A 21,883-nucleotide genomic window follows, 5' to 3' on the forward strand; every position below is an offset into this window, starting at 1 on the left:
CCGGGTTGTTTTTTTACGATTGGCGCATGCACTCCAAAAATCTTTGTGCTTAGTCAGGAGACAAGGCTGCCGTCTGCACGCACATGCATAACCGGCTCTCATACCGTGTGGCCGAAACTGGACCCGGAACGGTGTATTACATACGCCGCAAATCACTTGTTCCGAACCGGTCCGCCCGGCAATAGTACTCGCGCGGCAAAGTTACTGTTCGAACGCAGCCCGGATTGCATCAAGAGGGAACTGGCAACCGAGCAAAACCATCAGTTTCAAGCGCGCTTTCGGTCCGTTGATCCCGTTTGAAAAAATGACGCCCATCTCCCGCAGGTGTTTGCCGCCGCCTTCATAGCCGTACACGTCCTTCGGTTTTCCTCGTAAACAGCGGGAAACTATCACCACGGGAATCCCCTTCGCGATGGCCGCCTGTATGCCGGGAACGGCGGCAGGCGGTACATTTCCCTGCCCTAACGCTTCGATCACCAACCCATTGCTTCCCTTGTTGATCAGATAATGGAGGATTCCGCTGTCCATACCAATGGCCATTTTAACCAATCCGACTGACTGTGTGAGGGGCGCAGACGGAAAATATTCATGTTTGGCTGGTATATGATAAAACGTAACAGAACGGCTGTCGACTGATCCAAGCGGACCCGTCTGCGGCGATTGGAAAGCGTCCAGTCGGCTGGTATGCGTTTTTACAACATCATGGGCGCTGTGAATTTCCCCGTTCCATGCCACCAGTACTCCTTTGTTTGCAGATTCGCCGCAGGCTGCTGTGCAAACCGCTTGCAGGAGATTGGCAGGACCGTCGGCCGCGATTTCGTCAGAGGAACGCATAGCTCCCGTCAATACAACCGGAATACCCGGAGGAAGCTGGATATCCAAAAAATAGGCCGTTTCCTCCAGTGTATCCGTGCCGTGTGTCACCACAACGCCATCCACGTCAGGACGATTCCGGATGTCCAGAATCAAGTCGCGAAGTTTCTCTAAATGATCGAACGTGAGATGAGGGCTGGGCAGGTTAAAAATCGGCTGCAGCTCAATGTGAGCGAATTCTGACAGTCGGTACTGCAACTGCTCCGCCGTGTGCCTGTCAGTTGGCTTTACCCCGGTCTCGTCTGTTTTCATATCGATGGTGCCGCCGACAGAGACGATTACAATCCGTTTCATTTGACCCCTCCATATACGAAAAATAGCCGTTGTACCTATAGAACCAACAATCAAAATAATTGTCAAATTTTGCAGGAAAACGTGATGTTCTCGCGAATGTTGTATGAGTGAATAAACCATCTGGACTTTTTTGGTATATATCGTATAATCGTCTGACAATAATGAGCTATGGAGTCATGCGAAAGGGGGCATCCTATGCGAGAGGTCGTTAAATCTTCATCATGGCAGGGAGATGATGCCGCTGTGAGGGCCAATGATCGGGTGAAGGTGCACATACGATGCAGAAAATGTGGTGAAAGCTTCATTCTTCGAGGTTCCTGTGATTTTAAAGGTCATGTCGATACTGGTTTTAAACGTTGTCTTTGCGACAATGAAAAGGATTTCGAAATCGAAACGCTACGCTAATCCCCGTCGTTGCAGGAGCTGAACGCTCCTGTATTTTTTTTCCTTCCCAAAACAGGCATAAACGGTCAAATTCTTCCTCAAAATACAAGCGAGATTAGTTTTCAGGAGGGGGAACTCATGAGTCTCAGATGGAGCATATGTTTGACCGGTATTGCCTTGTGTTTTGCCGTTCTCGTGTTTCAGACGGAACAAGCCGCACAGTTCAATCATGCGATCCCTACGTTTACCAATCGCATTTTGGTGAAAGGAAGTACAGGAATCGATGTGCGTGAACTGCAGGGACGTTTGAAACTTTTAGGATTTTACAAAGCAAATGTGGACGGTATCTTTGGCTGGAGAACGTACTGGGCCGTCCGCAATTTTCAGGACAGGTTCGGTATGCCGGTTGACGGAAAAGCAGGAGTGAGAACGATTGACATGTTAAAAAGGGCGACCCCTAATTATAACCCATGGCAACAGAGCGGAAATACGGCCGGACGAAATAATGCGGCCAGAGGAAATAGAGCGGCGGAGAGCCAGCGGTCTGGGTCGACCATTTTGGCTTCCAGCCGATTTTCAAGAGGGGATTTACAACTGATGGCGCAAACCGTTTATGGAGAAGCGCGGGGCGAACCTTATATCGGGCAGGTGGCGATTGCGGCAGTGATTCTAAACCGATTGCAACACCCGCAATTTCCTCATACCATTCCCGGAATTATTTTTCAACCGGGAGCGTTTACCGCTGTGTCGGATGGTCAAATCTGGCTAACGCCAAATGAAACGGCACGTAGAGCAGTAAGAGATGCGCTGAATGGATGGGATCCGTCGGGAGGAGCCACGTACTACTTTAATCCTGAAACGGCGACTTCGAAATGGATCTGGTCGCGTCCGCAGATCAAGAAAATCGGCAAGCACATTTTCTGTTTATAAAGTTAGCCGGGCAAGGAGGACTACCCATGGTCAGCAAGATTGTCTCGATGGTAGCAGTTGTTGCGTTAGTTGTGGTCGGTTTTTGGGGATATCGGGAGCACCAACAAAAACAGGCATTGTTAATCAAAGCGGAGAATCAGTATCAGCGTGCATTTCATGACCTTTCCTCCCATATGGACCTTCTCCAGGATGAACTTGGCAAAGCATTGGCGATCAATACGAATCGACAGTTGGGGCCTTGCTTGTCAAATATATGGCGAGTTTCCTATTCGGCACAAGCAGATTTGGGACAACTTCCGTTAAATTTGATGCCATTTAATCGAACGCAGTCTTTTTTAAAGGATATTGGCGATTTTTCCTATCGGACGGCTGTCCGTGATCAGCAGCAGCAACCATTGGCGGACGGCGAATGGAAAACGTTGAAAAGCCTTTACGCGGAGGCAAATTCAATTGAGCAGGACATTCAAAAACTGCAGACGGATGTTCTGACCAAAAATCTTCGCTGGATGGACGCGGAACTCGCCCTGACACAAACGCACAAGAAAACAGATAACCAAATTGTCGACGGGTTCCGGGCGGTGGAGAAAAAAGTGTCCGATTTTCCGGAAATCCAATCCGATACGCTGTCTGCTCTCAAATCGAGAAATGGCCCTCATATTGCGAACGTGTCCGGCCAAAATGTATCGCAGGAGGAAGCAGCCAGAAAGGCGGCTGCATTCCTCGACAAACCGGATACAAATGGAATTAAAGTCCAGAAAAACGGAAAAGGTATGCAATACCCGTCCTATTCTGTAACGCTTCAGCATCCAAACGGCCAAAATGAATACATGGACATGACAATCAAAGGAGGGCACGTCACTTGGTTTGTTAATAACCGTGACGTGAAAGATGCGGCTTTGGATCTTGTGGCAGGTCAAGAGAAGGCGGAAAAATGGTTGTCTGCCAAAGGGTATCCGAATCTTAGCATGATAAAATCGGAACAGCATGATAATTCGGCTGTTTACACATTTGTGCCCAAACAGGGAAATGTCTTGGTGTACCCGGATACGCTGTCGGTGAAAGTGGCACTGGATAATGGGGAAATCATCGGGTTTAACGGGCAGGACTATTTGTTTCACCACAAACAGCGAACTATCGGGCAGCCAAAACTGACAGAGCAGCAGGCACGGACATATGTATCAAACAGAACCAAAATCCAAGAGTCAAATATGGCGCTGGTGGAGAATGATATCGGACAAGAAATTTTGACCTACGAGTTTATCGGAACCATGGACAATGACACATATCGGATTTATATAAACGCGAACAACGGCAATGAGGAAAAGGTGGAAAAGTTAAAGCAATTGTAAGCAAGCGTTACGGGAGTGAGTGAGAGCTCACTCCTTTTTACTTGATAAAGGAGTTTTGATCAGATTTGTGGAATCAAAAAAATGCATGTATAATTTAAGGGAAAAAATTCTGGAGAAAAAATCAAACAGTTCTGGGAGGGAAATGGGATGGCGATGCCAAGAATTGGACAGACGGTTACGATTGAAGTCCCGAGTGGTCCGTTTAAGGGAGAATATCTCAGCCGTATTGAAGATATGGACAAAAATTGGCTCTATCTCGATGTGCCGGCCGATTCCGAAACACACAGAACTGGTTTGTTGCCGGAAGGTACGCCCATTAGGTTAAAGTTTAAAGATAAAAAAAATACACCGTGTGATTTTGATGCCACAATTGGAGACAACCTGTTCCGGAAGAGCCAGTTGGTGCTCGTCAAACGTCCCGAAATTACGGCTATTCGCCGTCACCAAAGGCGGGCGTATGTCCGGGTGCCGGCCAACTTGCCGGTTGAACTGGTAGTCATGGATCTGCAAACCAACCAACTCCACCGGCTTGAATGCCTTACCTATAATATTTCAGGCGGCGGATTGTCGGTTGTCTTAAGGCAGGATCACCCTTTAAAAACAGGTGATTTGATCGGAGTCAATATGGAAATACCGGTTGACGGACAGTTTCGCCGAGTGGTGGCGAAAGCGAGGGTCGTTTCGTTTATGCCCGTGTCCGAAATTTCGTCGCGAAAAACCGCATCGCTCCAGTTTGTCGAGCTGAGTGAAGATCATCGTCAACTCATTATACAATATGTGTTTCGCAGGGAAATCGAGATGCGGGAACGGGGCTGGTTAAAAACTCCGCGCTGACAATGTATGAAACGATTCGAACAAGCATACGATGATCGTATAGGCGGTGGTAGAGAATGGAATTAAGACGTCCGAAGCCGTACGAGGACCGTGTGTTGGATTTTGCAACCAAGTTGGAAAGATTGTTTTTTCGCTTGGCCATGCTTGGATTTATGGGTATTTTGGCCAGTCAACTGGCGTTATCGATTCCAACCGTGCGGGACGCGCTCATTCAGACGGATCAGTTGGAAAACAAAAACGCCGCGCAGGATACAACCCGATCGCTAACGAAACAACTGACCATTCGCCCGGCGCCGGAAAACGGACCCGTTACGGCGTGGGTGAAAATCAACAACACACCGGTCGCCAAACTGGTTCATTCGCAGGTGAGCATTGAATTTACCCAAAATGATGAAATCGAAATCGATACGTCCGGACAATCTGGCGTGTATCGTTTTGAAATCGACCACAATGATCCTTCCATTGCCAGTCCGGCGCCGGGAACCTATGTAGAAACAAGCGAATCGCACCAAGCGGTGATACAACCTGTAATTAACAGTCGATAACCCTTGTGTCAGTTGACGACCCTGTGCTAGTATGGAACCGAGCGGGCACTGCCTGCTTTTTCTTTTCCATTGAAGGACCGCATAGGAGGACACGCGATGAATCGGATGAAAGTGGCAATTGACGGGCCGGCCGGCGCTGGAAAAAGCACCGTTGCCAAAATTGTAGCCGAACGACTCGGCTTGCTATACATAGACACAGGGGCAATGTACCGTGCGGTCGCCTTAAAAGCGATTCAGGCGGGGATTGATTTGTCAGATCAAGAAAGTCTTACCCGTCTTGCAGCCGACTTGGACATTCGCCTGAACCCCGACGGCCGACAATTACGGGTTGTAGTCAACAACCAGGATGTGACGGATCAGATTCGTTCCCAACAAGTCACGGAATCTGTCTCACAAATAGCGACGATTCCCGGTGTACGGGCACAATTGGTAAAAATCCAGCGGCGCATTGCGCAAACACAAGGCGTTGTGATGGACGGTCGGGATATAGGAACGCAGGTGCTTCCGAACGCAGAGGTGAAAATTTTTTTAACCGCTTCTTTACAGGAGAGGGCCGAACGAAGGATGCAGGAACTGGCAGCCAAGGGAGAGCCGGTCAATCTGGAAGAATTGAAAAACAGCATTGCGAAGCGTGATGCACGGGACAGTCAGAGAGAATTCTCGCCGCTTTGCAAAGCGGAAGACGCGCATGTAATCGACTCCACCTCCCTGTCCGTTTCGCAGGTGGCGGAACAAATTGTTGAATTGTGCAAGGCACACATAGGCACGAATCTACAAGGAGAAGAGTAGAATGTTTTATATATTTGCACGTGCAGTATTGCGGATCTTTTATCGGATTTTTTATCCGTTGCAGCTTCGGGGAAGCGAGCATGTACCGAATGAAGGGCCTGTTCTGCTCTGTTCCAACCATATCAGTCTGCTGGATCCGCCCGCTATCGGTATTTATTTGAAACGGAAGGTGTCCTTCTTTGCCAAGGAGGAATTGTTTAAAGTTCCTTTGCTGGGGGCTGCCATTCGCCGTCTGGGGGCCATTCCGGTGAAGCGGGGGGCAGCCGATCGAAAGGCGCTAAGCGCTACGTTACAGGTACTTGAAAAAGGCGGGGTCGTAGGCATTTTTCCAGAAGGAACGCGTGCCAAATCAGGTCAAGTAGAAGCTGGAAAAAAGGGAGCGGCGTTTTTCGCTTTGCGCAGCCAAGCGACCGTAATCCCGGTAGGAATTCGTGGACCTTACAAACTCTTCAGGAAGACGACCATTACGTACGGTCCACCGATTGAACTCAGTTCCTACAGAAACGGCAAATCCGCTGCTGCCGTAACGGATGAAATCAGCGATCTGATAATGGAGCACATTCGCAGATTGGTTTAACTAGGCATCAAACCAGCAAGCATTTTACATACTACCAGTAGTTACCCATGGTACGACGGTCTGAATGGGAACCAAGATGAGGAGGTTGTTGATTCATGATTGAAGAAATGAAAGAAGCGAATGTAATTACACTTAATAAAGGGGACATCGTCAAAGGACGAATTACAAAGCTCGAGGACGGTCAGGCGTTGGTCGATGTCGGCTATAAATATGACGGCGTGATCCCGATTGGCGAGCTATCCTCCTTGCGTCTGGAAAATGTGGCAGATGCCGTTTCCGTGGGCGATGAATTGGAATTGAAGGTCCTTCGCATCAACGATGAAGAAGGCAAACTGGTTTTGTCCAAAAAAGCGGTGGATGCTTCAAAGGCTTGGGATCAATTGGAACAGCGTTTTGCAAACGGAGAATCGTTTGAAGTGAAAGTGGCTGACGTAGTTAAGGGCGGCCTGGTGGTTGATGTAGGCGTACGCGGCTTTATTCCGGCTTCTCTTGTCGAACGTCATTTTGTAGAGGATTTCAGTGATTATAAAGGCAAAACGTTGCGTGTCAAAGTTACGGAACTGGACCGTTCCGCAAATAAAGTGATTCTTTCCCACCGAGCGGTACTGGATGAGGAGTTTGAACAGACCAAACATCAATTTCTGAACACGATTCAAGCAGGGGAAATACGCGAGGGAACTGTCCGGCGGTTGACCAATTTTGGCGCGTTTGTCAATTTGGGCGGTGATGTGGACGGGTTGGTTCACATTTCAGAAATGGCCTGGCATCGGGTGGATTCTCCAGCGGATGTTGTGAAAGAAGGAGATGTTGTCAAAGTGAAAGTCTTGAAAGTGGATCCGGAACAAGGGCGGATTTCACTCTCGATTAAAGAGGCGCAAGACGGTCCGTGGGCAGGAGTCAACGAAAAGTATCACACGGGAGATATCGTGACGGGAACCGTTAAACGATTGGTGCCGTTTGGCGCTTTTGTGGAACTGCAACCGGGCGTGGAAGGGTTGGTTCATATTTCTCAGATTGCCAACCGTCATATTGGAACTCCGCAAGAAGTGCTGGAAATCGGGCAGGAAGTAAAAGCAAAAGTGCTTGATGTGAATGAATCGGAAAAAAGGATTTCTCTTTCTATTCGGGAAGCAGAGGGAGACAATCGACGAAAAGAAGTGGAAAAGTATGTGGAGAAGCAGCAAACGAATCAGGCAACAGGGACTGGCGTCACACTGGGCGATATGTTTGGCGACCTCTTCAAGAACAATGGAGAGTGGCGGTAACTGTGGCAAGAGAACAGCGTAAACTGGATCATGTCCGGTTGGCCTTAACAGGGGAACCGGTTGAAATATCCGATTTTGACGATATCCAGATTGTTCACCGTTCCTTTCCGGAAACAAAACTGCAGGATTGTCGAATCGATTCGAGCATCGGCGGGCTGCCTTTCAGTTCGCCGATTTTTATTAATGCGATGACAGGCGGGGCGGATGCCACGAAGCGGATTAACCGGGCGTTGGCGGAAGTGGCAAGAGAAACAGGTGTCGGGCTTGCCGTCGGATCACAAAGTGCAGGATTACAGGATCCCGACTTGGAGGATACGTATCGGATTGTCCGTCAGACGAACCCAAATGGAATTATAATCGCCAACCTTTCAGCCGCCTCTCCACCAGAACAGGTAAAACGGGCGGTGGACATGATTGAAGCCGATTTGCTGCAGCTTCATATCAATGTCCCGCAAGAAATGATCATGCCGGAGGGTGACCGTGATTTTACAGGCATATTGGCAAATGTGGAAAAAGTCACGGCCGAGTTGAACGTCCCTGTGATCGTGAAGGAAGTAGGATTTGGCATGTGCCGGGAGACTTACAGACAATTGATCGATCGTGGCGTATCTATTGTTGATGTAGGAGGAAGCGGCGGCACCAATTTTATCTCGATTGAAAACCGCAGGCGGAAACGGCAGGAGTTTGATTTTCTCTCCGGTTGGGGGCAGTCGACAGCCGTATCTCTCTTGGAAGCCACCTTATGTCATGAACTCGAGTTTGTGGCGTCCGGCGGAATCCGCCATTCGCTTGATATGATCAAGTGTATGATTCTGGGGGCAAGAGCGGTTGGGGTGGCTGGCCCGATTCTCCGTCTGCTGGAGAAGGAGGGAGTTTCCGGAGTGGTCGATGCCATTCAGAACTGGCATGAGCAAATCCGCACCCTGATGACCATTTTGGGAACGCCGTCGATTGACAGTTTGCGTGAGGTGCCTGTGGTAGTAACAGGTAGAACGAAAGACTGGTGTGAGGTACGCCAGATTGACATCCGGTCGTTGGCTTATGGGAAGCGGTCGTTAGCGAAATAGCGCGAAATGGGTATGAACTCTCTCCTATCAGGAAACCATGTTTTCCTAGGAGGGAGTTTTTTATGCGGCCGGATGTATTTGCATTGATCACGTTCTGGGTAGCAGCCGTTATGTTTGCAACCGGTTGGGGCAACCGTTATGTAGAAAGCAGTGGATTAAAGAACGGACAATTTGCAGCGGTTTTGCTTTTGATTGGGACAGCGGGCGATTTTAATTTAGAAAAAGCGAATCTGGTGTTCAATCTGGGAGCGGTGATTGTGGGGGCGCTGATCGGAATTTTTTTTGGCTCTATCCGCAGTTGGAAACAGCAGATTCAATTTTTGTTGGCGATAGTCACCGTTGCCGCCGTAGATTTAGTGTTTATGGTATTGGTTCCGCAAGATCCCGCGTTTTACCTGTTTGACGAACAGGTTGTGTACCCGCTGGCGGCCGTTATGTCCGCATACTTGTTTTCACGAAAACCTCTGTTTTGCATGAATGCCGCATTGTTCGGGATTCTTATGGCAGGCGTGATTCAACATAACCGGTTCCAGACCGAAACGGGAACCTTTCTATTCGGGGATTCGGATATTATGGAACTGCTGGCCTCTACAATGATCATCTCGTTTGTAACGGATCAGCTTGTCCATATGGTCAACCTGTTGTTTTACCGATTGTGGCGTCGGCATGAAACAGCGGAAGGGGATCCGACATGAGTGTCTATACCAAAATGATACTGGTCGGTGCCATTATCGGGGTGATAACCCGACTCTACATGCTGCGGACAGACCATCGGCAATATCCCACTTATCCGCACGGGCGTGTCATCCATATCGCACTGGGATTTATAGCGGCCAGCTTGGGGGCGGTAGCAGTACCGGCCCTTTTTGATCACAACTATACGGCAGTTACGTTTCTGACATTAGCTGCCCAACAGTTTCGCGACGTGCGGAATATGGAACGGCAGATGCTCCTGAATGTCGATCAGAATGAACTGGTGCCAAGAGGGATCACGTATATTGAAGGAATTGCGATGGTGTTTGAAAGCCGCAACTATTTGGTCATTGCGACCGCTTTTCTGTCTTCACTGGCCACCTATTTTTTTCACTGGTATGGGGGAGCGGCGGTCGGGCTGATTGCACTTGCGCTTTTTGCGCGTTTCATGTCAGGTGATGTAGTGGGGGATATTGCATTCCTGCATGCAGGGGATTTGCGGTTTGACGGTCCGAATCTGTATGTCGACGACATTCATATTATGAACATCGGTTTAAAAGATTCACAAGAGCATATTTTGCAGAAGGGGATTGGCATCGTCCTGATTCCGAAAAACGCCAACGCGCGAACCACATTAGCCCATCTGGGGCAGCGGCAAGCGATCATTCATGAAGTTTCCACCATATTGGGCGTCTATCGGGACAGTGGGACACCATCGTTTGCACCCCTGTCAAAACTGGACCTCGATTCTGGAAAATTGGCTTTCTTTCTGCTGCCGCTGGAAAGGGATTTGGAGGCGGCGAAAGGGGTAATTCTCCGTTCTCCTGTATTGGAAAATTCGATTCGCAAGCCGCTCCAATCAAAAGCGATGCAGCGTTTGAGGTGAATCTTAATGGGAACGACCATTGAAAATCTGATTCTGGCTGTCATTACAACTTCACGCGATAAAGTGGGCGGCGGCAGTCCGATTTTTTATGCGGTGGACGAACAAGAACTGCAATCGCTTTCCTTTACGCTGGAAAAAATTTTGGACGGGATCGCGCATGAGGTGAACCCGAATCTATTTATTATTGTCCGGCATTGATTCAATAAAAGTGTCAGATTTGAATGTTTAGTTGACGGAAAGGGCTGTTTTATAGGATAATATTTGATTGAGTGGTTAAGCCACCCCTATGAAATGAGGTGAATTCCGGATGCCAAAAATCCAGTCCGTAAGACCCGGTTCCTTGGCGGAAGAATTGGAACTGGAGCCTGGGGATGAAATCAAGTCGATTAACGGGCAGCCGATTAAAGATATTATAGATTATCAATTTGCCGTCACGGATGAGGCCATTGAGCTGGAAGTGATTAAGTCAAACGGCGAAGAATGGCTGGTTGACGTGGAAAAAGAATATGATGAAACGCTCGGCGTTGAATGGGAGCATCCGACGGTTGACCGAATCAAACTTTGCCATAACAAATGCGTGTTCTGTTTCGTCGATCAAATTCCGGGCAATATGAGGCAGACGCTCAATATGCGGGATGACGACTACCGTCTGTCTTTCTTGCATGGAAATTTTGTAACTCTGACAAACTTAAAACAGGCCGATTTGGAACGGATTGCTAGGTTAAAGATGTCACCGCTTAACATTTCGGTTCATACAACCAATCCGGAACTGCGGAATTTTATGGTGGGACACAAGAAAGCGGGCGAAATCCTCAACCAAATCGCCTATTTGGCGGAACACGAAATTGAAATGAATACCCAGATTGTACTCTGTCCCGGCCTCAACGATGGAGAAGAATTGGATCGCACAATTCGGGAATTGGCGGTGAATTGGCCAGCTGTACGCACCTTGTCCGTTGTTCCGGTGGGGCTCACCAAGCATCGCAAGGGATTGTACGACTTGCGCACCGTAACGCCGGAAGAGGCCAATCGGGTGATCGACCAGGTGGAAGCTTGGCAGGAAACGTTTTTGCGGCAAAAAGGGGCTGCTTTCGTACATGCAGCAGACGAATTTTATGTGATGGCGGAGCGGGAGGTGCCGCCTGCCGACCGTTATGATGAGTTTGCCCAAACGGAAAACGGGGTCGGACTGATCCGCAATTTCCTGGATGAATTGGAGGATCTAAAAGGACAGATCCCTGCCGCGATTGATCAGAAACGGCATGTGGCGGTCGTCACCGGCACATCACCTGCCAATACGATCCGGCGCGGAATCGCATTGTTGAAAGATGTGGCGAACCTGACGGTTGATCTCCATGTAATCCGCAATGAATTTTACGGACCTATGGTGACGGTGACCGGACTTACCACCGGCTCTGATATTGTCAACCAGTTAAAAAATGCCCGCCGCGCAGATGTGCTGATCATTCCGGATATTATGCTGAAAGATGATGCCGATGTGTTTCTCGACGACTATACGGTAGAGCGTGTCTCGAATGAACTGGGTATGCCGGTTCTTATCATGCCAGCCAATGCGACAGGCCTGATTAAAGGCGCGTTGGGCATGACAGAGAATCTGCCGCCGCGCAGACGGTATGAGAGCACACTGACAAACGGCGGCATGTTTGGCTGTGCAGTCTGATCCCACGGTCGATTGTTCGGCAAATCAGAAAGTTTTACTTTCTGATTTTACATACTGGCAACCAAAGGCTTTCGCTGTGTCTCAGGACTGGGCGAAAGCCAAGTTTTCTTTACGAAAGGTAGGTTTCATTTTATGCCAAAACCGGTTGTGGCGATTGTAGGTCGACCGAATGTTGGAAAGTCAACCCTTTTTAACCGATTGGCAGGAGAACGTATCGCGATTGTGGAAGATAAACCGGGAATCACTCGCGACCGCATCTACTCCAATTCTGAATGGTTGAATCGCAGCTTTCATATTATTGATACGGGCGGTATTGAAGTTGGCAGTGATGATGAGATTTTGCTGCGGATTCGGGAGCAGGCTGAATTGGCGATGCAGGAAGCGAATGTGATTATTTTTTTGGTGGATGGGGAAGCGGGATTGACCTCCACCGACCAGGAAGTGGCGGAAATTCTTTTTAAATCCCGCAAACCGGTTGTGTTGGCGGTCAACAAGTTGGACAATCCGGAGCGTTTGAACAACCGCTTTGACTTTTACGAATTGGGTCTTGGCGATCCGGTTGCCATTTCAGCCGGCCACGGGATCGGGATCGGGGATCTGCTGGAAGAAGTGGTAAAACATTTTCCGCCGGAAGAGGAAGAGGAGTACAGTCCCGAGACAGTCAAATTCGCTTTGATTGGCCGTCCCAACGTGGGGAAATCATCACTTGTCAATGCTATATTAGGGGAAGAGCGCGTATTGGTTTCGGAGGTGGCCGGTACCACGCGGGATGCGATTGACACGCCGTTTCAGCGGGAAGGTCAGGATTTTGTGATTATTGATACGGCAGGCATGAGAAAGCGTGGAAAAGTTTACGAAACCACCGAAAAATACTCGGTATTGCGCGCGCTGCGAGCCATCGAACGATCCGATGTGGCCGTGTTGGTGATTAACGGGGAAGAAGGAATCATCGAACAGGATAAACGGATTGCCGGGTATGCTCTGGAAGAAGGAAAAGCGATGTTGATTGTCGTCAACAAGTGGGATCTTGTGGAGAAGGACGATAAAACCGCGCATCGTTTCGAGCAGCAGATACGCAAAGAGTTTCCTTTTATGGCTTGGGCCCCTGTTTTGTTTGTTTCGGCCCAAACCAAGCAGCGAGTACCCAGAATTATCGAACTGGTTTTAAAAGTGGCGGAAAATCATGCCATGCGGATTTCGACCTCAACGGTCAATTCGGTGATTGAAGATGCGGTTATGATGACGCCGCCGCCTACTGACAAAGGCCGCAAGCTGCGCATCAACTATGCCACACAGGTGGCTGTAAAACCGCCGTCCTTTGCTATTTTTGTAAATGATCCCGAACTGATGCATTTTTCTTATGAACGATTCCTGGAAAACCGGATTCGAGATGCATTCGGGTTTGAGGGCACGCCCATCCGGTTGTTTATCCGTAAAAAATCGCAATAACACGGGTGTAAGACAAAGTATGTGAGGAGCAGGAGAAATCGGGTGCGGAGGAGATTTTGTTGCTGTACTTTTTAGCGATTTTATTGGGTTACCTTCTCGGATCGATTTCATTCAGCTATCTGATCGGACGTATTACGATGAACATCGATATCCGGGAACACGGCTCGGGGAATGCGGGTGCGACCAATACGCTCCGTGTATTAGGGAAAAAAGCAGCAATCTTTGTACTGTTGGGGGATGTGCTGAAAGGAGTGGTCGCTGTCTGGATCGGTTATCTGTTGACTCATTCGGAAGAGGGTCTGGCATTGGCAGGTTTGGCTTCCATTGTGGGTCATAACTGGCCGGTTTATTTCGGTTTTCGCGGCGGAAAAGGAGTGGCCACTACAATTGGCGTAATGATTTCCATTGTGCCCACGGCTTCCTTGTATGCAGGAATTGTCGCCATTTTGATTTTGCTGATTACACGCATGGTATCCGTTTTTTCATTGTTGTTCCAAACCATTCTGCCTATTGCCATCTGGTTGTCTGGCGCCCCGAGCGTTTATTTTTGGAGCTCAATCGTAACGGCTGTCTTGTCATACTGGCGGCACCGCTCCAACATTGTCCGCATTTTGGAGGGCAAGGAGAGCCGGATTGGAAAATCAAAATGAACCGACGGAGGTTGTTATGGATCGTTCGGTAGCAGTTATAGGGGCTGGCAGTTGGGGCACCGCACTGGCAATGGTTTTGGCTGACAACGGATGTAAGGTATCGTTATGGGCAAGAAGACAGGAAGTGGTCGATGAAATTTTATCAGAGCACACCAATTCCAGGTATTTACCGGGTGTTAAACTGCCCGATTCGATTGTTGCGTCGACCGATTTGGAATTTGTGTTAGAGGGAACGAACCAAGTGCTGGTGGTGACCCCATCTCTAGCGTTTCGTGAAACGATCAAACAAATGTCGCCTTTTATCAAACCGGGAATCAAACTCCTCCATGCGACAAAAGGGTTTGACAGCCAGAATCTGGAACGTTTGAGCCAAGTGATCGAGCAGGAAATTCCGCAGCTGCATCCTTTCGATATGGCGGTGCTGTCAGGCCCCAGCCATGCGGAGGAAGTATCTCGCCGTTCCCCCACAACGGTCGTAGTGGCGAGCGAGAAGCAGGCGACGGCAGAATTGTTTCAGGATCTGTTGATGAACGCCTATTTTCGCGTTTATACCAATCCGGATGTAATCGGTACCGAATTGGGAGGGGCTTTAAAAAATATTATCGCGCTTGGTGTCGGGTTTTCAGATGGATTGGAATTTGGCGATAACGCGAGAGCAGCCTTGATTACACGGGGACTGACGGAAATTTCGAGACTTGGAGTCAGCATGGGGGCGGCGCAAATGACATTTGCCGGTCTGGCAGGAGTCGGGGATTTGATCGTCACCTGTACGTCGAAACACAGCCGCAATTGGCGAACCGGCTTTCAATTGGCGCAGGGAAAGAAGCTGGAAGAGGCGCTGGCCTCTATGAATATGGTGGTGGAAGGTGTCAATGCTACAAAAGCGGCCTACCAACTTGCGGAAAGACATCAGGTCGTCATGCCGATCACATTTGCCATTTACAGCGTCTTGTTTGAAGGGAAACGCATCCGGCAGGCAGTAGAAGAATTGATGGGGCGAGGCAAAACCCACGAAATTGAGGAAGTTGCCCGTTTGTCAATGAAATGGAAATCATAGCGCCGTATGGTTTTTTTTGCTACAATACTTGCTGACTCATAGTTATTACCGAAATGAATCGAAACAAAAGGGAGGAAACGAAAATGGCAAATCTGCCGAGTGAACTCAAATATTCAAAAGAACATGAATGGGTTCGTGTGGAAGGCAATAAAGCGTACATAGGCATCACCGATTTTGCCCAGTCGGAGCTCGGAGATATTGTGTTTGTGGAACTGCCGGATGCGGGAGATGAAGTGCAGGCGAACTCGACGTTTGGTACCGTAGAGTCGGTGAAAACCGTATCGGATCTTTATGCGCCTGTCAGCGGAACGATCCTGGAAGTAAACGAATCGTTGGCTGATTCACCGGAAAAGGTGAATGAATCTCCTTATAATGACGGTTGGATGCTGGTTGTTGAGATGAAAGATCCATCTGAACTGGATAAGTTGCTGACAGCCGATCAATACGCTGACGTGATCAAAGGGTAATTGTGATTTGCCTTGGAAACTTGGCGTTTATTACCAACCGGCCGTTTTTCAGCGGCAGAAAATATGGCGTTAGATGAGGCTGTTTTAATGGCGCACAGCGAGGGGATCGTACCGCCAACCGTCCGATTTTACGGATGGAACCCGCCTGCTCTGTCAATTGGATATTTCCAAAGTATTTCGGAAGTTGATTTTACAGCCCTACAGTCCAAACATATCGGATTTGTCCGGAGACCCACCGGGGGTCGTGCCGTTTTGCACGACCAAGAGTTGACCTATTCGATCGTGGTGTCCGAATCTCATCCGGATCTGCCTTCTTCTGTCAATGAATCGTACCGCGTTTTGGCGATGGGGCTGCTGGAAGGGTTTCGCAATCTGGGGTTGTCCGCCGAAATGATTACACTAGGTACAGAGGCGGAACAGAAACGGCATGAATCTCCCGGTTCAGCGGCCTGTTTCGATGCACCTTCCTGGTATGAATTGGTGGTTGAGGGCCGCAAGGTAACAGGCAGCGCCCAAACACGGCAAAAAGGTGTGGTGTTGCAGCACGGCGCGATTTTACTCGATTTGGATGTGGATCTCCTGTTTTCCGTTCTGTATTTTTCCTCGGTCAAACTGCGGGAACGGCTGAAATCCGCTTTTAGGGAAAGGGCGGTCTCCATTCGCCAATTGGCGGGCAGAACCGTTTCCTTTGAAGAGGCGGAAATGGCGTTTCGGTCCGGTTTTGAAGCAGGGTTGGGCGTTCGTTTGCTGCCCGGTGAGCTGACGGAGAGGGAAAAACAGTTGGCGGCAGAACTGGTCCGTACAAAATACGGCACGGCCGACTGGAATGAAAAAAGATGAAACGCATATATATAGCACTCGGAAGTGTTACTCCGAGTGCTTTTTTTGTTACAGGCTTGTTCTAAACGGGGGGTTTCTGCATATCCATAGAGAAGAAACACAATGCCTCCAAAATCGCCTCGGAATAAAACTCCTGATACCTCATATACATGTACAAAGCATCAGGAATGCCGGGGAGGGGTGAACAAGGGGTCTTTCGGTAACTTCTACGCCGACATTATGTAGGGAGGGAAAAGCGTGGAAAAGATTGATATTTTTAAAGATATTGCGGAACGGACTGGTGGGGATATCTATCTCGGCGTAGTAGGCCCTGTTCGTACCGGTAAATCTACATTCATCAAAAAGTTTATGGAACTGATTGTGCTCCCGAACATCGCCGATGAAGCAGACCGCTTGCGGGCTACTGACGAATTGCCGCAAAGCGCGGCAGGACGGACTATTATGACGACAGAACCGAAATTTATCCCCAATCAAGCAGTTGAAATTCATGTGGCGGAAGGGCTTGATATCAATATTCGTGTTGTCGATTGTGTCGGTTATGCGGTTGAAGGCGCACGCGGATACGAAGACGAAAGCGGTCCCCGCATGGTCAGCACTCCTTGGTTCGAAGATCCGATTCCGTTCCAGGAAGCGGCTGAAGTGGGCACACGCAAGGTAATTGCCGATCATTCGACGATCGGACTGGTGATTACAACAGACGGCACGATTGCAGAAATTCCCCGTGAATCCTATGTGGATGCGGAAGAACGGGTTGTTAACGAATTAAGGGAATTGGGAAAACCGTTTGTAATGGTGATTAACTCCACCCACCCGCATGCACCGGAAACAGAAGCATTGCGTGCCGAATTGAATGAGAAATACGACATTCCGGTTGTTGCCATGTCGGTTGCCACCATGAACCAGGACGATATTATGCTGGTTTTGCGGGAAGCGTTGTATGAATTCCCGGTTCACGAAGTGAACGTGAACCTGCCTTCCTGGGTGATGGTGCTTGATTCGGATCACTGGCTTCGTAAAAATTATGAAGAGTGTGTTCGTGATACGGTAGAAGATATTCGCCGTTTGCGCGATATAGATCGCGTGGTAGCAGCTTTTAACGATTATGATTTTATCTCCCGGGCCGCTCTTGCGAGAATGGATATGGGGCAAGGTATTGCAGACATCGATCTGTCTGCTCCCGATGAACTGTATGATATGGTTTTGACTGAAATCGTAGGCGTCGAAATCCGCGGCAAAGACCATTTGTTGCAGTTGATGAAAGACTTTACGACTGCCAAACGGGAATATGACAAAGTAGCGGAAGCGCTTCGTATGGTAAAACTAACCGGTTATGGCATTGCACCGCCCGTTTTGGAGGAAATGACGCTTGACGAACCGGAACTGATCCGTCAGGGATCCCGTTTCGGAGTCCGACTGCGGGCAACCGCTCCGTCTATTCATATGATTCGGGTCGATGTGGAATCTGAATTTGCTCCGATTGTCGGGACGGAAAAACAAAGCGAAGAACTGGTTCGCTATTTGATGCAAGACTTTGAAGAAGATCCGTTGAAAATCTGGGATAGCGACATTTTTGGAAAATCGTTGTCTGCGATTGTGCGTGAAGGAATTTCTGCAAAATTGGCGATGATGCCGGAAAATGCCCAATATAAGCTGAAGGAAACGCTGGAACGGATCATCAATGAAGGCAGCGGAGGTTTAATCGCGATCATATTGTAACCTTTTTAATTTAAATTGTCACACATTATATGATTGAGGTATATCGCAAAGTGTCATTACGCTTTGTGTTATACCTCTTTTTACAGTTAAAAAGCAATCGTGCAGAAACCGCTTCGAATGTTGCGTATTACGATAATGGGAGATACTAGAATATGTAGGTTGGACATTACTAAGAGGAGTTGGTTGGAGTGGGAAACTCAAATCAAAAAATCACGACTTTTTTAATGTTCTCCGGCCAGGCTGAAGAGGCTATGAATTTTTACACATCTGTCTTTGATCAATCAGAAATTATTAGCATTACTCGCTATGGAGCGAATGAAGCCGGCAAAGAGGGAACCGTGCTGCAAGCCGCGTTTTCGCTAAACGGCCAACTGTTTAGGTGTATAGATAGCAGCGTTACGCATGAATTTACATTTACTCCTGCAATATCACTGTATGTAGCCTGTGATACCGAAGACGAGATTGAACGATACTTTAAGCAGCTATCTCAAGATGGCACCGTTTTAATGCCGTTATCAGCGTATCCATTTAGTCAAAAATATGGTTGGGTTACAGACAAATACGGCGTATCCTGGCAGCTTAACCTCGCAAAGAACTGACACGATGTCATCCAAGGAGCAGTCTTCATTAGGGTTAACCAACATCGCGTCCGGTATTCGACGGTTATATTGCAGGATTGTTCCACTGGGCATATTGGTACCTCATTCCGCTCCCCATACTTGTGCGCCATCCCTTTTTTCCGGAAGCTTCTGCCGGAGGAACAAGCTCCGATAGAAGCTTTTTTATTTTTCACTAGTCAGGTATATTTTTATAAATTATGGAAACACAAGTAATACCGCATCACTGGGGAAGCCGGAGAGGGGGTGTTGGATAATGAATAAGACAGATCTTGTTACAGCAGTGGCCGAAAAATCGGAACTGACTAAAAAAGATGCGACAAGAGCAGTCGATGCTGTTTTTGAATCGATTATGGAAGCATTGGCGAATGGAGATAAAGTACAACTGATCGGGTTCGGCAATTTTGAAACCAGAGAACGGGCCGCCCGAAAAGGAAGAAATCCTCAGACAGGCGAGGAAATCGAAATTTCTGCCAGCAAGGTACCGACCTTCCGGGCAGGAAAAGCGTTCAAAGATGCAATCAAGTAAGTCAAAAGGTCCTTCGAGCGGCTTTTCGTTTAATCAGCGGATGCCGAACCGATGGACTTTTTTATTTGAACCCGTCCCGGGTCATTCGGATTACTTCCGCGTATTGCCGTCGGAATGGTATAATAATAAGTACCCGTTGCGTTCCAGGGGGGGTTATCGATGGTCGTCAAATCGATTTTTAGAGGATTGACCGGAACTCTTTTCAGTTTGATTGTCTTTTTGTTTTTATATAGTCCCGTTTTTGCTGCCGAATATCGTTCACCGGAAGGAATCGTATTTCACAGCGAATCGGCCAATTGGAATTCAGTTGCCAAGCTGCAGCAGGTTTATCAGGAATTGTTGAGAAACGGTCACGGAGAAGAAATCAAACTGCTTTCTTCCGTAACGATTGTGGACGGGTATCCGAAGGGGAAAAATGTCGCAGGCGAATACCAGTTCCATTCCACTGTTGACACTTTAGGGCGCAACAAAATGATGCCGGGGCAAATTTTCATATTTGGCGGCAATGAAAGGAACACGATCGAATCGATTGCAAAAACATTGTCTCATGAATACGGACACCATGTAACACATTATTATTCAATTATGCAGGATGGTTTTTCGATCACGGATGAAGCGCGTTGGTCGCATACTACATATGCGAAATTGCGGGGATTGTCGAATGACCCGCGCATCAATTCATCGAACGAACATCGTTGGCAGTTGGCGGAAATTGCAGCGGAAGATTATGTTCAGCTATGCGGCTCTCCGACTGCAAAATTGGTTCATCCGTTTCCATCCCGGTTTGATATGCTGGCAAATGGTCAACAAGTAGCGAGTATTCGCTGGGATGCCTCTATGTTTAATGTGGCTCCGCAGGAAAACACCGACCTGCCGCTGGCTGCTCAGGTGCCAGGGCTGTATGATTGGTTTGCCGATCATTTGGGCTTGCCTAAAAATCACCAATTGCCTCGGAAGCCAGAGCTTCAAGTGGCGGGAGTTGTTAAGCAGGGGGAGGCCGGGTACCAGGTAAAATTGGCATGGTCGGGTGACTCCGACCCGCAGACCATGTATACCTTGGTCAGCTACAAAGAAGGAGACGTGTTGCCAGAACCGGTTGTCACGAGAACTGGCGCGCAACCGCTGAACGGGGTGTACGGAGCTATCGTTGTGGTAAAACCGACATCCATACTGACCTATCAGGATCCAAATGCAACAGGTGTTCACCGGTTCCGGGTTTACGCACAGAATGCAGCCGGATTTGTCATAAGTTCACCGATTGTGGAAATCAACATGAGCGATCCGCGCTCCTACACCGTATCTGATTTTACGGTCAACCAAACGCAAACCGTTGCTGCCGAATCCACTCAAATAAACGAAACAGCGGTTTTTCCGACAACCGCTTCCGGCTGGTTCAATCTTATTTTTCAAGCTGTGGAAGCGACATTGGACACGTTAGGGCGAATGGTGGATCGATTGCTTCATTCAGAAGGTGCTCAAACAGGGGTTCGGATTTAAGTTTGCGTTAGAACACAACAAATAGGAGAGAATGGGCGGAAGTTGGCAATAGTACGAAGGAAACGGTTTTTTTGTTACGATGGATCACAGAACCATGCTTGCGAAAAGGGTTGAGCTCTTGTATAATCAAATTCGTTGCCGTCAGTTGCTTGTAAATGAAAAGGGGTATACTGTTTGAGCAAATGCTCGGGATATAGCGCAGTTTGGTAGCGCGCTACCTTGGGGTGGTAGAGGTCGTGGGTTCAAATCCCGCTATCCCGACCAGAATGTAGGGGGACCCATAAGGGTCCCTTTGTTGTATGGTGCACTACAACCGTTTCCAAGCTTTCCAAATCCATGGAATGCATATTACGTTTTGGCCTTATTGGATCCACGGTATCGCATTTCAAACCGTCGGCCGCAGTCAGAACAAAAAGCCAGTAGATGTTTCTTGGCATGATCATCGCTACATACTCACGTAATGTGTATACGGTGGGTCATAAGTTTCCGGTATACCCGGGGATTTTTTATGCCCATCTCTTGCACCAATAGTGTAATTTTTCACAAATTGGCAATATTATATTGAGACAGTTGCTTTTCCATTACCTCCCTGTTTCCCAGGTTTGGGCCGGGGGGTTTTTTATTGATCCGGAAATACAGTATCTTCCGAACCAAGTACGTGAAGAGACGGCGAACCACTTACGAAAAAAGACTGCTTACAAAAAGTAAGTAGATAACTCAAGGAGGCGATAAGTTACACAATGGGCTAAGTGTTAGGGAATTTTGACGCATACCTGCCATCATCTTATGGGCCAATGGGCAGGAGTGTGCATCTCACTCCCAGGTTTGTGATTGGGAAGCGCCGCTATTTTGCCAGCGAAGTCCCGGAGCATATTTTGCCCGAGCGGAGAAAGA

Annotated in this window: 22 protein-coding genes and 1 tRNA gene; 22 read left to right on the top strand and 1 reads right to left on the bottom strand. The window is 48.4% G+C overall.

Annotated features, from left to right (window positions below; all coding sequences use genetic code 11):
• Positions 1-201: 201 nt before the first annotated feature.
• On the bottom strand, positions 202-1,167 hold the full coding sequence (locus tag skT53_RS01720; RefSeq protein ID WP_200759491.1) for an asparaginase: 966 nt from the start codon (positions 1,165-1,167) through the stop codon (positions 202-204).
• A gap of 522 nt (positions 1,168-1,689) precedes the next feature.
• Here skT53_RS01720 and sleB point away from each other — a divergent pair.
• From sleB to skT53_RS01830, 22 genes are all read left to right on the top strand, one after another.
• Positions 1,690-2,481, top strand: coding sequence for a spore cortex-lytic enzyme (sleB, locus tag skT53_RS01725; RefSeq protein ID WP_200759492.1), 792 nt, complete (start codon positions 1,690-1,692; stop codon positions 2,479-2,481).
• 26 nt (positions 2,482-2,507) lie between these two features.
• Positions 2,508-3,830, top strand: coding sequence for a germination protein YpeB (ypeB, locus tag skT53_RS01730; RefSeq protein ID WP_200759493.1), 1,323 nt, complete (start codon positions 2,508-2,510; stop codon positions 3,828-3,830).
• 147 nt (positions 3,831-3,977) lie between these two features.
• Entirely contained in the window at positions 3,978-4,664 is a 687-nt protein-coding gene (locus skT53_RS01735; RefSeq protein ID WP_200759494.1) for a flagellar brake protein, read from the top strand.
• Between the two features lie 56 nt (positions 4,665-4,720).
• Positions 4,721-5,209, top strand: coding sequence for a hypothetical protein (locus skT53_RS01740; RefSeq protein ID WP_200759495.1), 489 nt, complete (start codon positions 4,721-4,723; stop codon positions 5,207-5,209).
• 96 nt (positions 5,210-5,305) lie between these two features.
• Positions 5,306-5,998, top strand: a complete 693-nt coding sequence (gene cmk, locus skT53_RS01745; protein ID WP_200759496.1) for a (d)CMP kinase — start codon at positions 5,306-5,308, stop codon at positions 5,996-5,998.
• A 1-nt stretch (position 5,999) separates the two neighbouring features.
• Positions 6,000-6,575: a lysophospholipid acyltransferase family protein gene (locus skT53_RS01750; protein WP_200759497.1), complete on the top strand. Its 576-nt coding sequence runs from the start codon at positions 6,000-6,002 to the stop codon at positions 6,573-6,575.
• A 95-nt stretch (positions 6,576-6,670) separates the two neighbouring features.
• Positions 6,671-7,840: a 30S ribosomal protein S1 gene (gene rpsA, locus skT53_RS01755; protein WP_200759498.1), complete on the top strand. Its 1,170-nt coding sequence runs from the start codon at positions 6,671-6,673 to the stop codon at positions 7,838-7,840.
• 2 nt (positions 7,841-7,842) lie between these two features.
• Positions 7,843-8,907 (top strand): type 2 isopentenyl-diphosphate Delta-isomerase, encoded by a 1,065-nt coding sequence (fni, locus tag skT53_RS01760; RefSeq protein ID WP_200759499.1) that lies wholly within the window; start codon positions 7,843-7,845, stop codon positions 8,905-8,907.
• Positions 8,908-8,969: 62 nt separating this feature from the next.
• Positions 8,970-9,602, top strand: a complete 633-nt coding sequence (locus skT53_RS01765; protein ID WP_200759500.1) for a YphA family membrane protein — start codon at positions 8,970-8,972, stop codon at positions 9,600-9,602.
• Entirely contained in the window at positions 9,599-10,486 is an 888-nt protein-coding gene (locus skT53_RS01770; RefSeq protein ID WP_200759501.1) for a YIEGIA family protein, read from the top strand. Before skT53_RS01765 ends, skT53_RS01770 begins: the two co-directional genes overlap by 4 nt.
• Positions 10,487-10,492: 6 nt before the next feature.
• The gene (locus skT53_RS01775) at positions 10,493-10,684 is read left to right on the top strand and encodes a capping complex subunit for YIEGIA (protein ID WP_200759502.1); all 192 of its coding nucleotides are present in this window, start codon (positions 10,493-10,495) and stop codon (positions 10,682-10,684) included.
• 109 nt (positions 10,685-10,793) lie between these two features.
• Positions 10,794-12,167, top strand: a complete 1,374-nt coding sequence (locus skT53_RS01780; protein WP_200759503.1) for a DUF512 domain-containing protein — start codon at positions 10,794-10,796, stop codon at positions 12,165-12,167.
• 132 nt (positions 12,168-12,299) lie between these two features.
• Positions 12,300-13,616: a ribosome biogenesis GTPase Der gene (gene der, locus skT53_RS01785; protein ID WP_200759504.1), complete on the top strand. Its 1,317-nt coding sequence runs from the start codon at positions 12,300-12,302 to the stop codon at positions 13,614-13,616.
• 56 nt (positions 13,617-13,672) lie between these two features.
• On the top strand, positions 13,673-14,266 hold the full coding sequence (plsY, locus tag skT53_RS01790; RefSeq protein WP_200759505.1) for a glycerol-3-phosphate 1-O-acyltransferase PlsY: 594 nt from the start codon (positions 13,673-13,675) through the stop codon (positions 14,264-14,266).
• Between the two features lie 16 nt (positions 14,267-14,282).
• On the top strand, positions 14,283-15,323 hold the full coding sequence (locus tag skT53_RS01795) for an NAD(P)H-dependent glycerol-3-phosphate dehydrogenase (RefSeq protein ID WP_200760829.1): 1,041 nt from the start codon (positions 14,283-14,285) through the stop codon (positions 15,321-15,323).
• Between the two features lie 83 nt (positions 15,324-15,406).
• A complete protein-coding gene (gcvH, locus tag skT53_RS01800) occupies positions 15,407-15,790 on the top strand; it encodes a glycine cleavage system protein GcvH (RefSeq protein ID WP_200759506.1) in 384 nt (127 codons plus the stop codon).
• A 12-nt stretch (positions 15,791-15,802) separates the two neighbouring features.
• Entirely contained in the window at positions 15,803-16,630 is an 828-nt protein-coding gene (locus skT53_RS01805; protein ID WP_200759507.1) for a lipoate--protein ligase family protein, read from the top strand.
• 237 nt (positions 16,631-16,867) lie between these two features.
• Positions 16,868-18,346: a stage IV sporulation protein A gene (gene spoIVA, locus skT53_RS01810; protein ID WP_200759508.1), complete on the top strand. Its 1,479-nt coding sequence runs from the start codon at positions 16,868-16,870 to the stop codon at positions 18,344-18,346.
• A 188-nt stretch (positions 18,347-18,534) separates the two neighbouring features.
• The gene (locus skT53_RS01815; RefSeq protein ID WP_200759509.1) at positions 18,535-18,945 is read left to right on the top strand and encodes a VOC family protein; all 411 of its coding nucleotides are present in this window, start codon (positions 18,535-18,537) and stop codon (positions 18,943-18,945) included.
• 274 nt (positions 18,946-19,219) lie between these two features.
• The gene (locus skT53_RS01820; protein ID WP_200759510.1) at positions 19,220-19,492 is read left to right on the top strand and encodes an HU family DNA-binding protein; all 273 of its coding nucleotides are present in this window, start codon (positions 19,220-19,222) and stop codon (positions 19,490-19,492) included.
• A gap of 159 nt (positions 19,493-19,651) precedes the next feature.
• A complete protein-coding gene (locus skT53_RS01825; RefSeq protein WP_200759511.1) occupies positions 19,652-20,989 on the top strand; it encodes a hypothetical protein in 1,338 nt (445 codons plus the stop codon).
• A 187-nt stretch (positions 20,990-21,176) separates the two neighbouring features.
• Positions 21,177-21,253, top strand: a tRNA-Pro gene (locus tag skT53_RS01830).
• The last annotated feature ends 630 nt before the right edge of the window (positions 21,254-21,883 follow it).

The organism is Effusibacillus dendaii (assembly GCF_015097055.1).
Taxonomy (GTDB): Bacteria; Bacillota; Bacilli; order Tumebacillales; family Effusibacillaceae; genus Effusibacillus; species Effusibacillus dendaii.

Excerpts from the sequence above, each read along its gene's own strand:
- skT53_RS01740 (WP_200759495.1), top strand. The coding sequence starts at position 4,721 with ATGGAATTAAGACGTCCGAAGCCGTACGAGGACCGTGTGTTGGATTTT.
- ypeB (WP_200759493.1), top strand. The coding sequence starts at position 2,508 with ATGGTCAGCAAGATTGTCTCGATGGTAGCAGTTGTTGCGTTAGTTGTG.
- skT53_RS01770 (WP_200759501.1), top strand. The coding sequence starts at position 9,599 with ATGAGTGTCTATACCAAAATGATACTGGTCGGTGCCATTATCGGGGTG.
- rpsA (WP_200759498.1), top strand. The coding sequence starts at position 6,671 with ATGATTGAAGAAATGAAAGAAGCGAATGTAATTACACTTAATAAAGGG.
- skT53_RS01820 (WP_200759510.1), top strand. The coding sequence starts at position 19,220 with ATGAATAAGACAGATCTTGTTACAGCAGTGGCCGAAAAATCGGAACTG.
- der (WP_200759504.1), top strand. The coding sequence starts at position 12,300 with ATGCCAAAACCGGTTGTGGCGATTGTAGGTCGACCGAATGTTGGAAAG.
- sleB (WP_200759492.1), top strand. The coding sequence starts at position 1,690 with ATGAGTCTCAGATGGAGCATATGTTTGACCGGTATTGCCTTGTGTTTT.
- skT53_RS01750 (WP_200759497.1), top strand. The coding sequence starts at position 6,000 with ATGTTTTATATATTTGCACGTGCAGTATTGCGGATCTTTTATCGGATT.
- gcvH (WP_200759506.1), top strand. The coding sequence starts at position 15,407 with ATGGCAAATCTGCCGAGTGAACTCAAATATTCAAAAGAACATGAATGG.
- skT53_RS01795 (WP_200760829.1), top strand. The coding sequence starts at position 14,283 with ATGGATCGTTCGGTAGCAGTTATAGGGGCTGGCAGTTGGGGCACCGCA.
- skT53_RS01825 (WP_200759511.1), top strand. The coding sequence starts at position 19,652 with ATGGTCGTCAAATCGATTTTTAGAGGATTGACCGGAACTCTTTTCAGT.
- cmk (WP_200759496.1), top strand. The coding sequence starts at position 5,306 with ATGAATCGGATGAAAGTGGCAATTGACGGGCCGGCCGGCGCTGGAAAA.
- skT53_RS01765 (WP_200759500.1), top strand. The coding sequence starts at position 8,970 with ATGCGGCCGGATGTATTTGCATTGATCACGTTCTGGGTAGCAGCCGTT.
- skT53_RS01735 (WP_200759494.1), top strand. The coding sequence starts at position 3,978 with ATGGCGATGCCAAGAATTGGACAGACGGTTACGATTGAAGTCCCGAGT.
- skT53_RS01780 (WP_200759503.1), top strand. The coding sequence starts at position 10,794 with ATGCCAAAAATCCAGTCCGTAAGACCCGGTTCCTTGGCGGAAGAATTG.
- skT53_RS01775 (WP_200759502.1), top strand. The coding sequence starts at position 10,493 with ATGGGAACGACCATTGAAAATCTGATTCTGGCTGTCATTACAACTTCA.
- skT53_RS01720 (WP_200759491.1), bottom strand. The coding sequence starts at position 1,167 with ATGAAACGGATTGTAATCGTCTCTGTCGGCGGCACCATCGATATGAAA.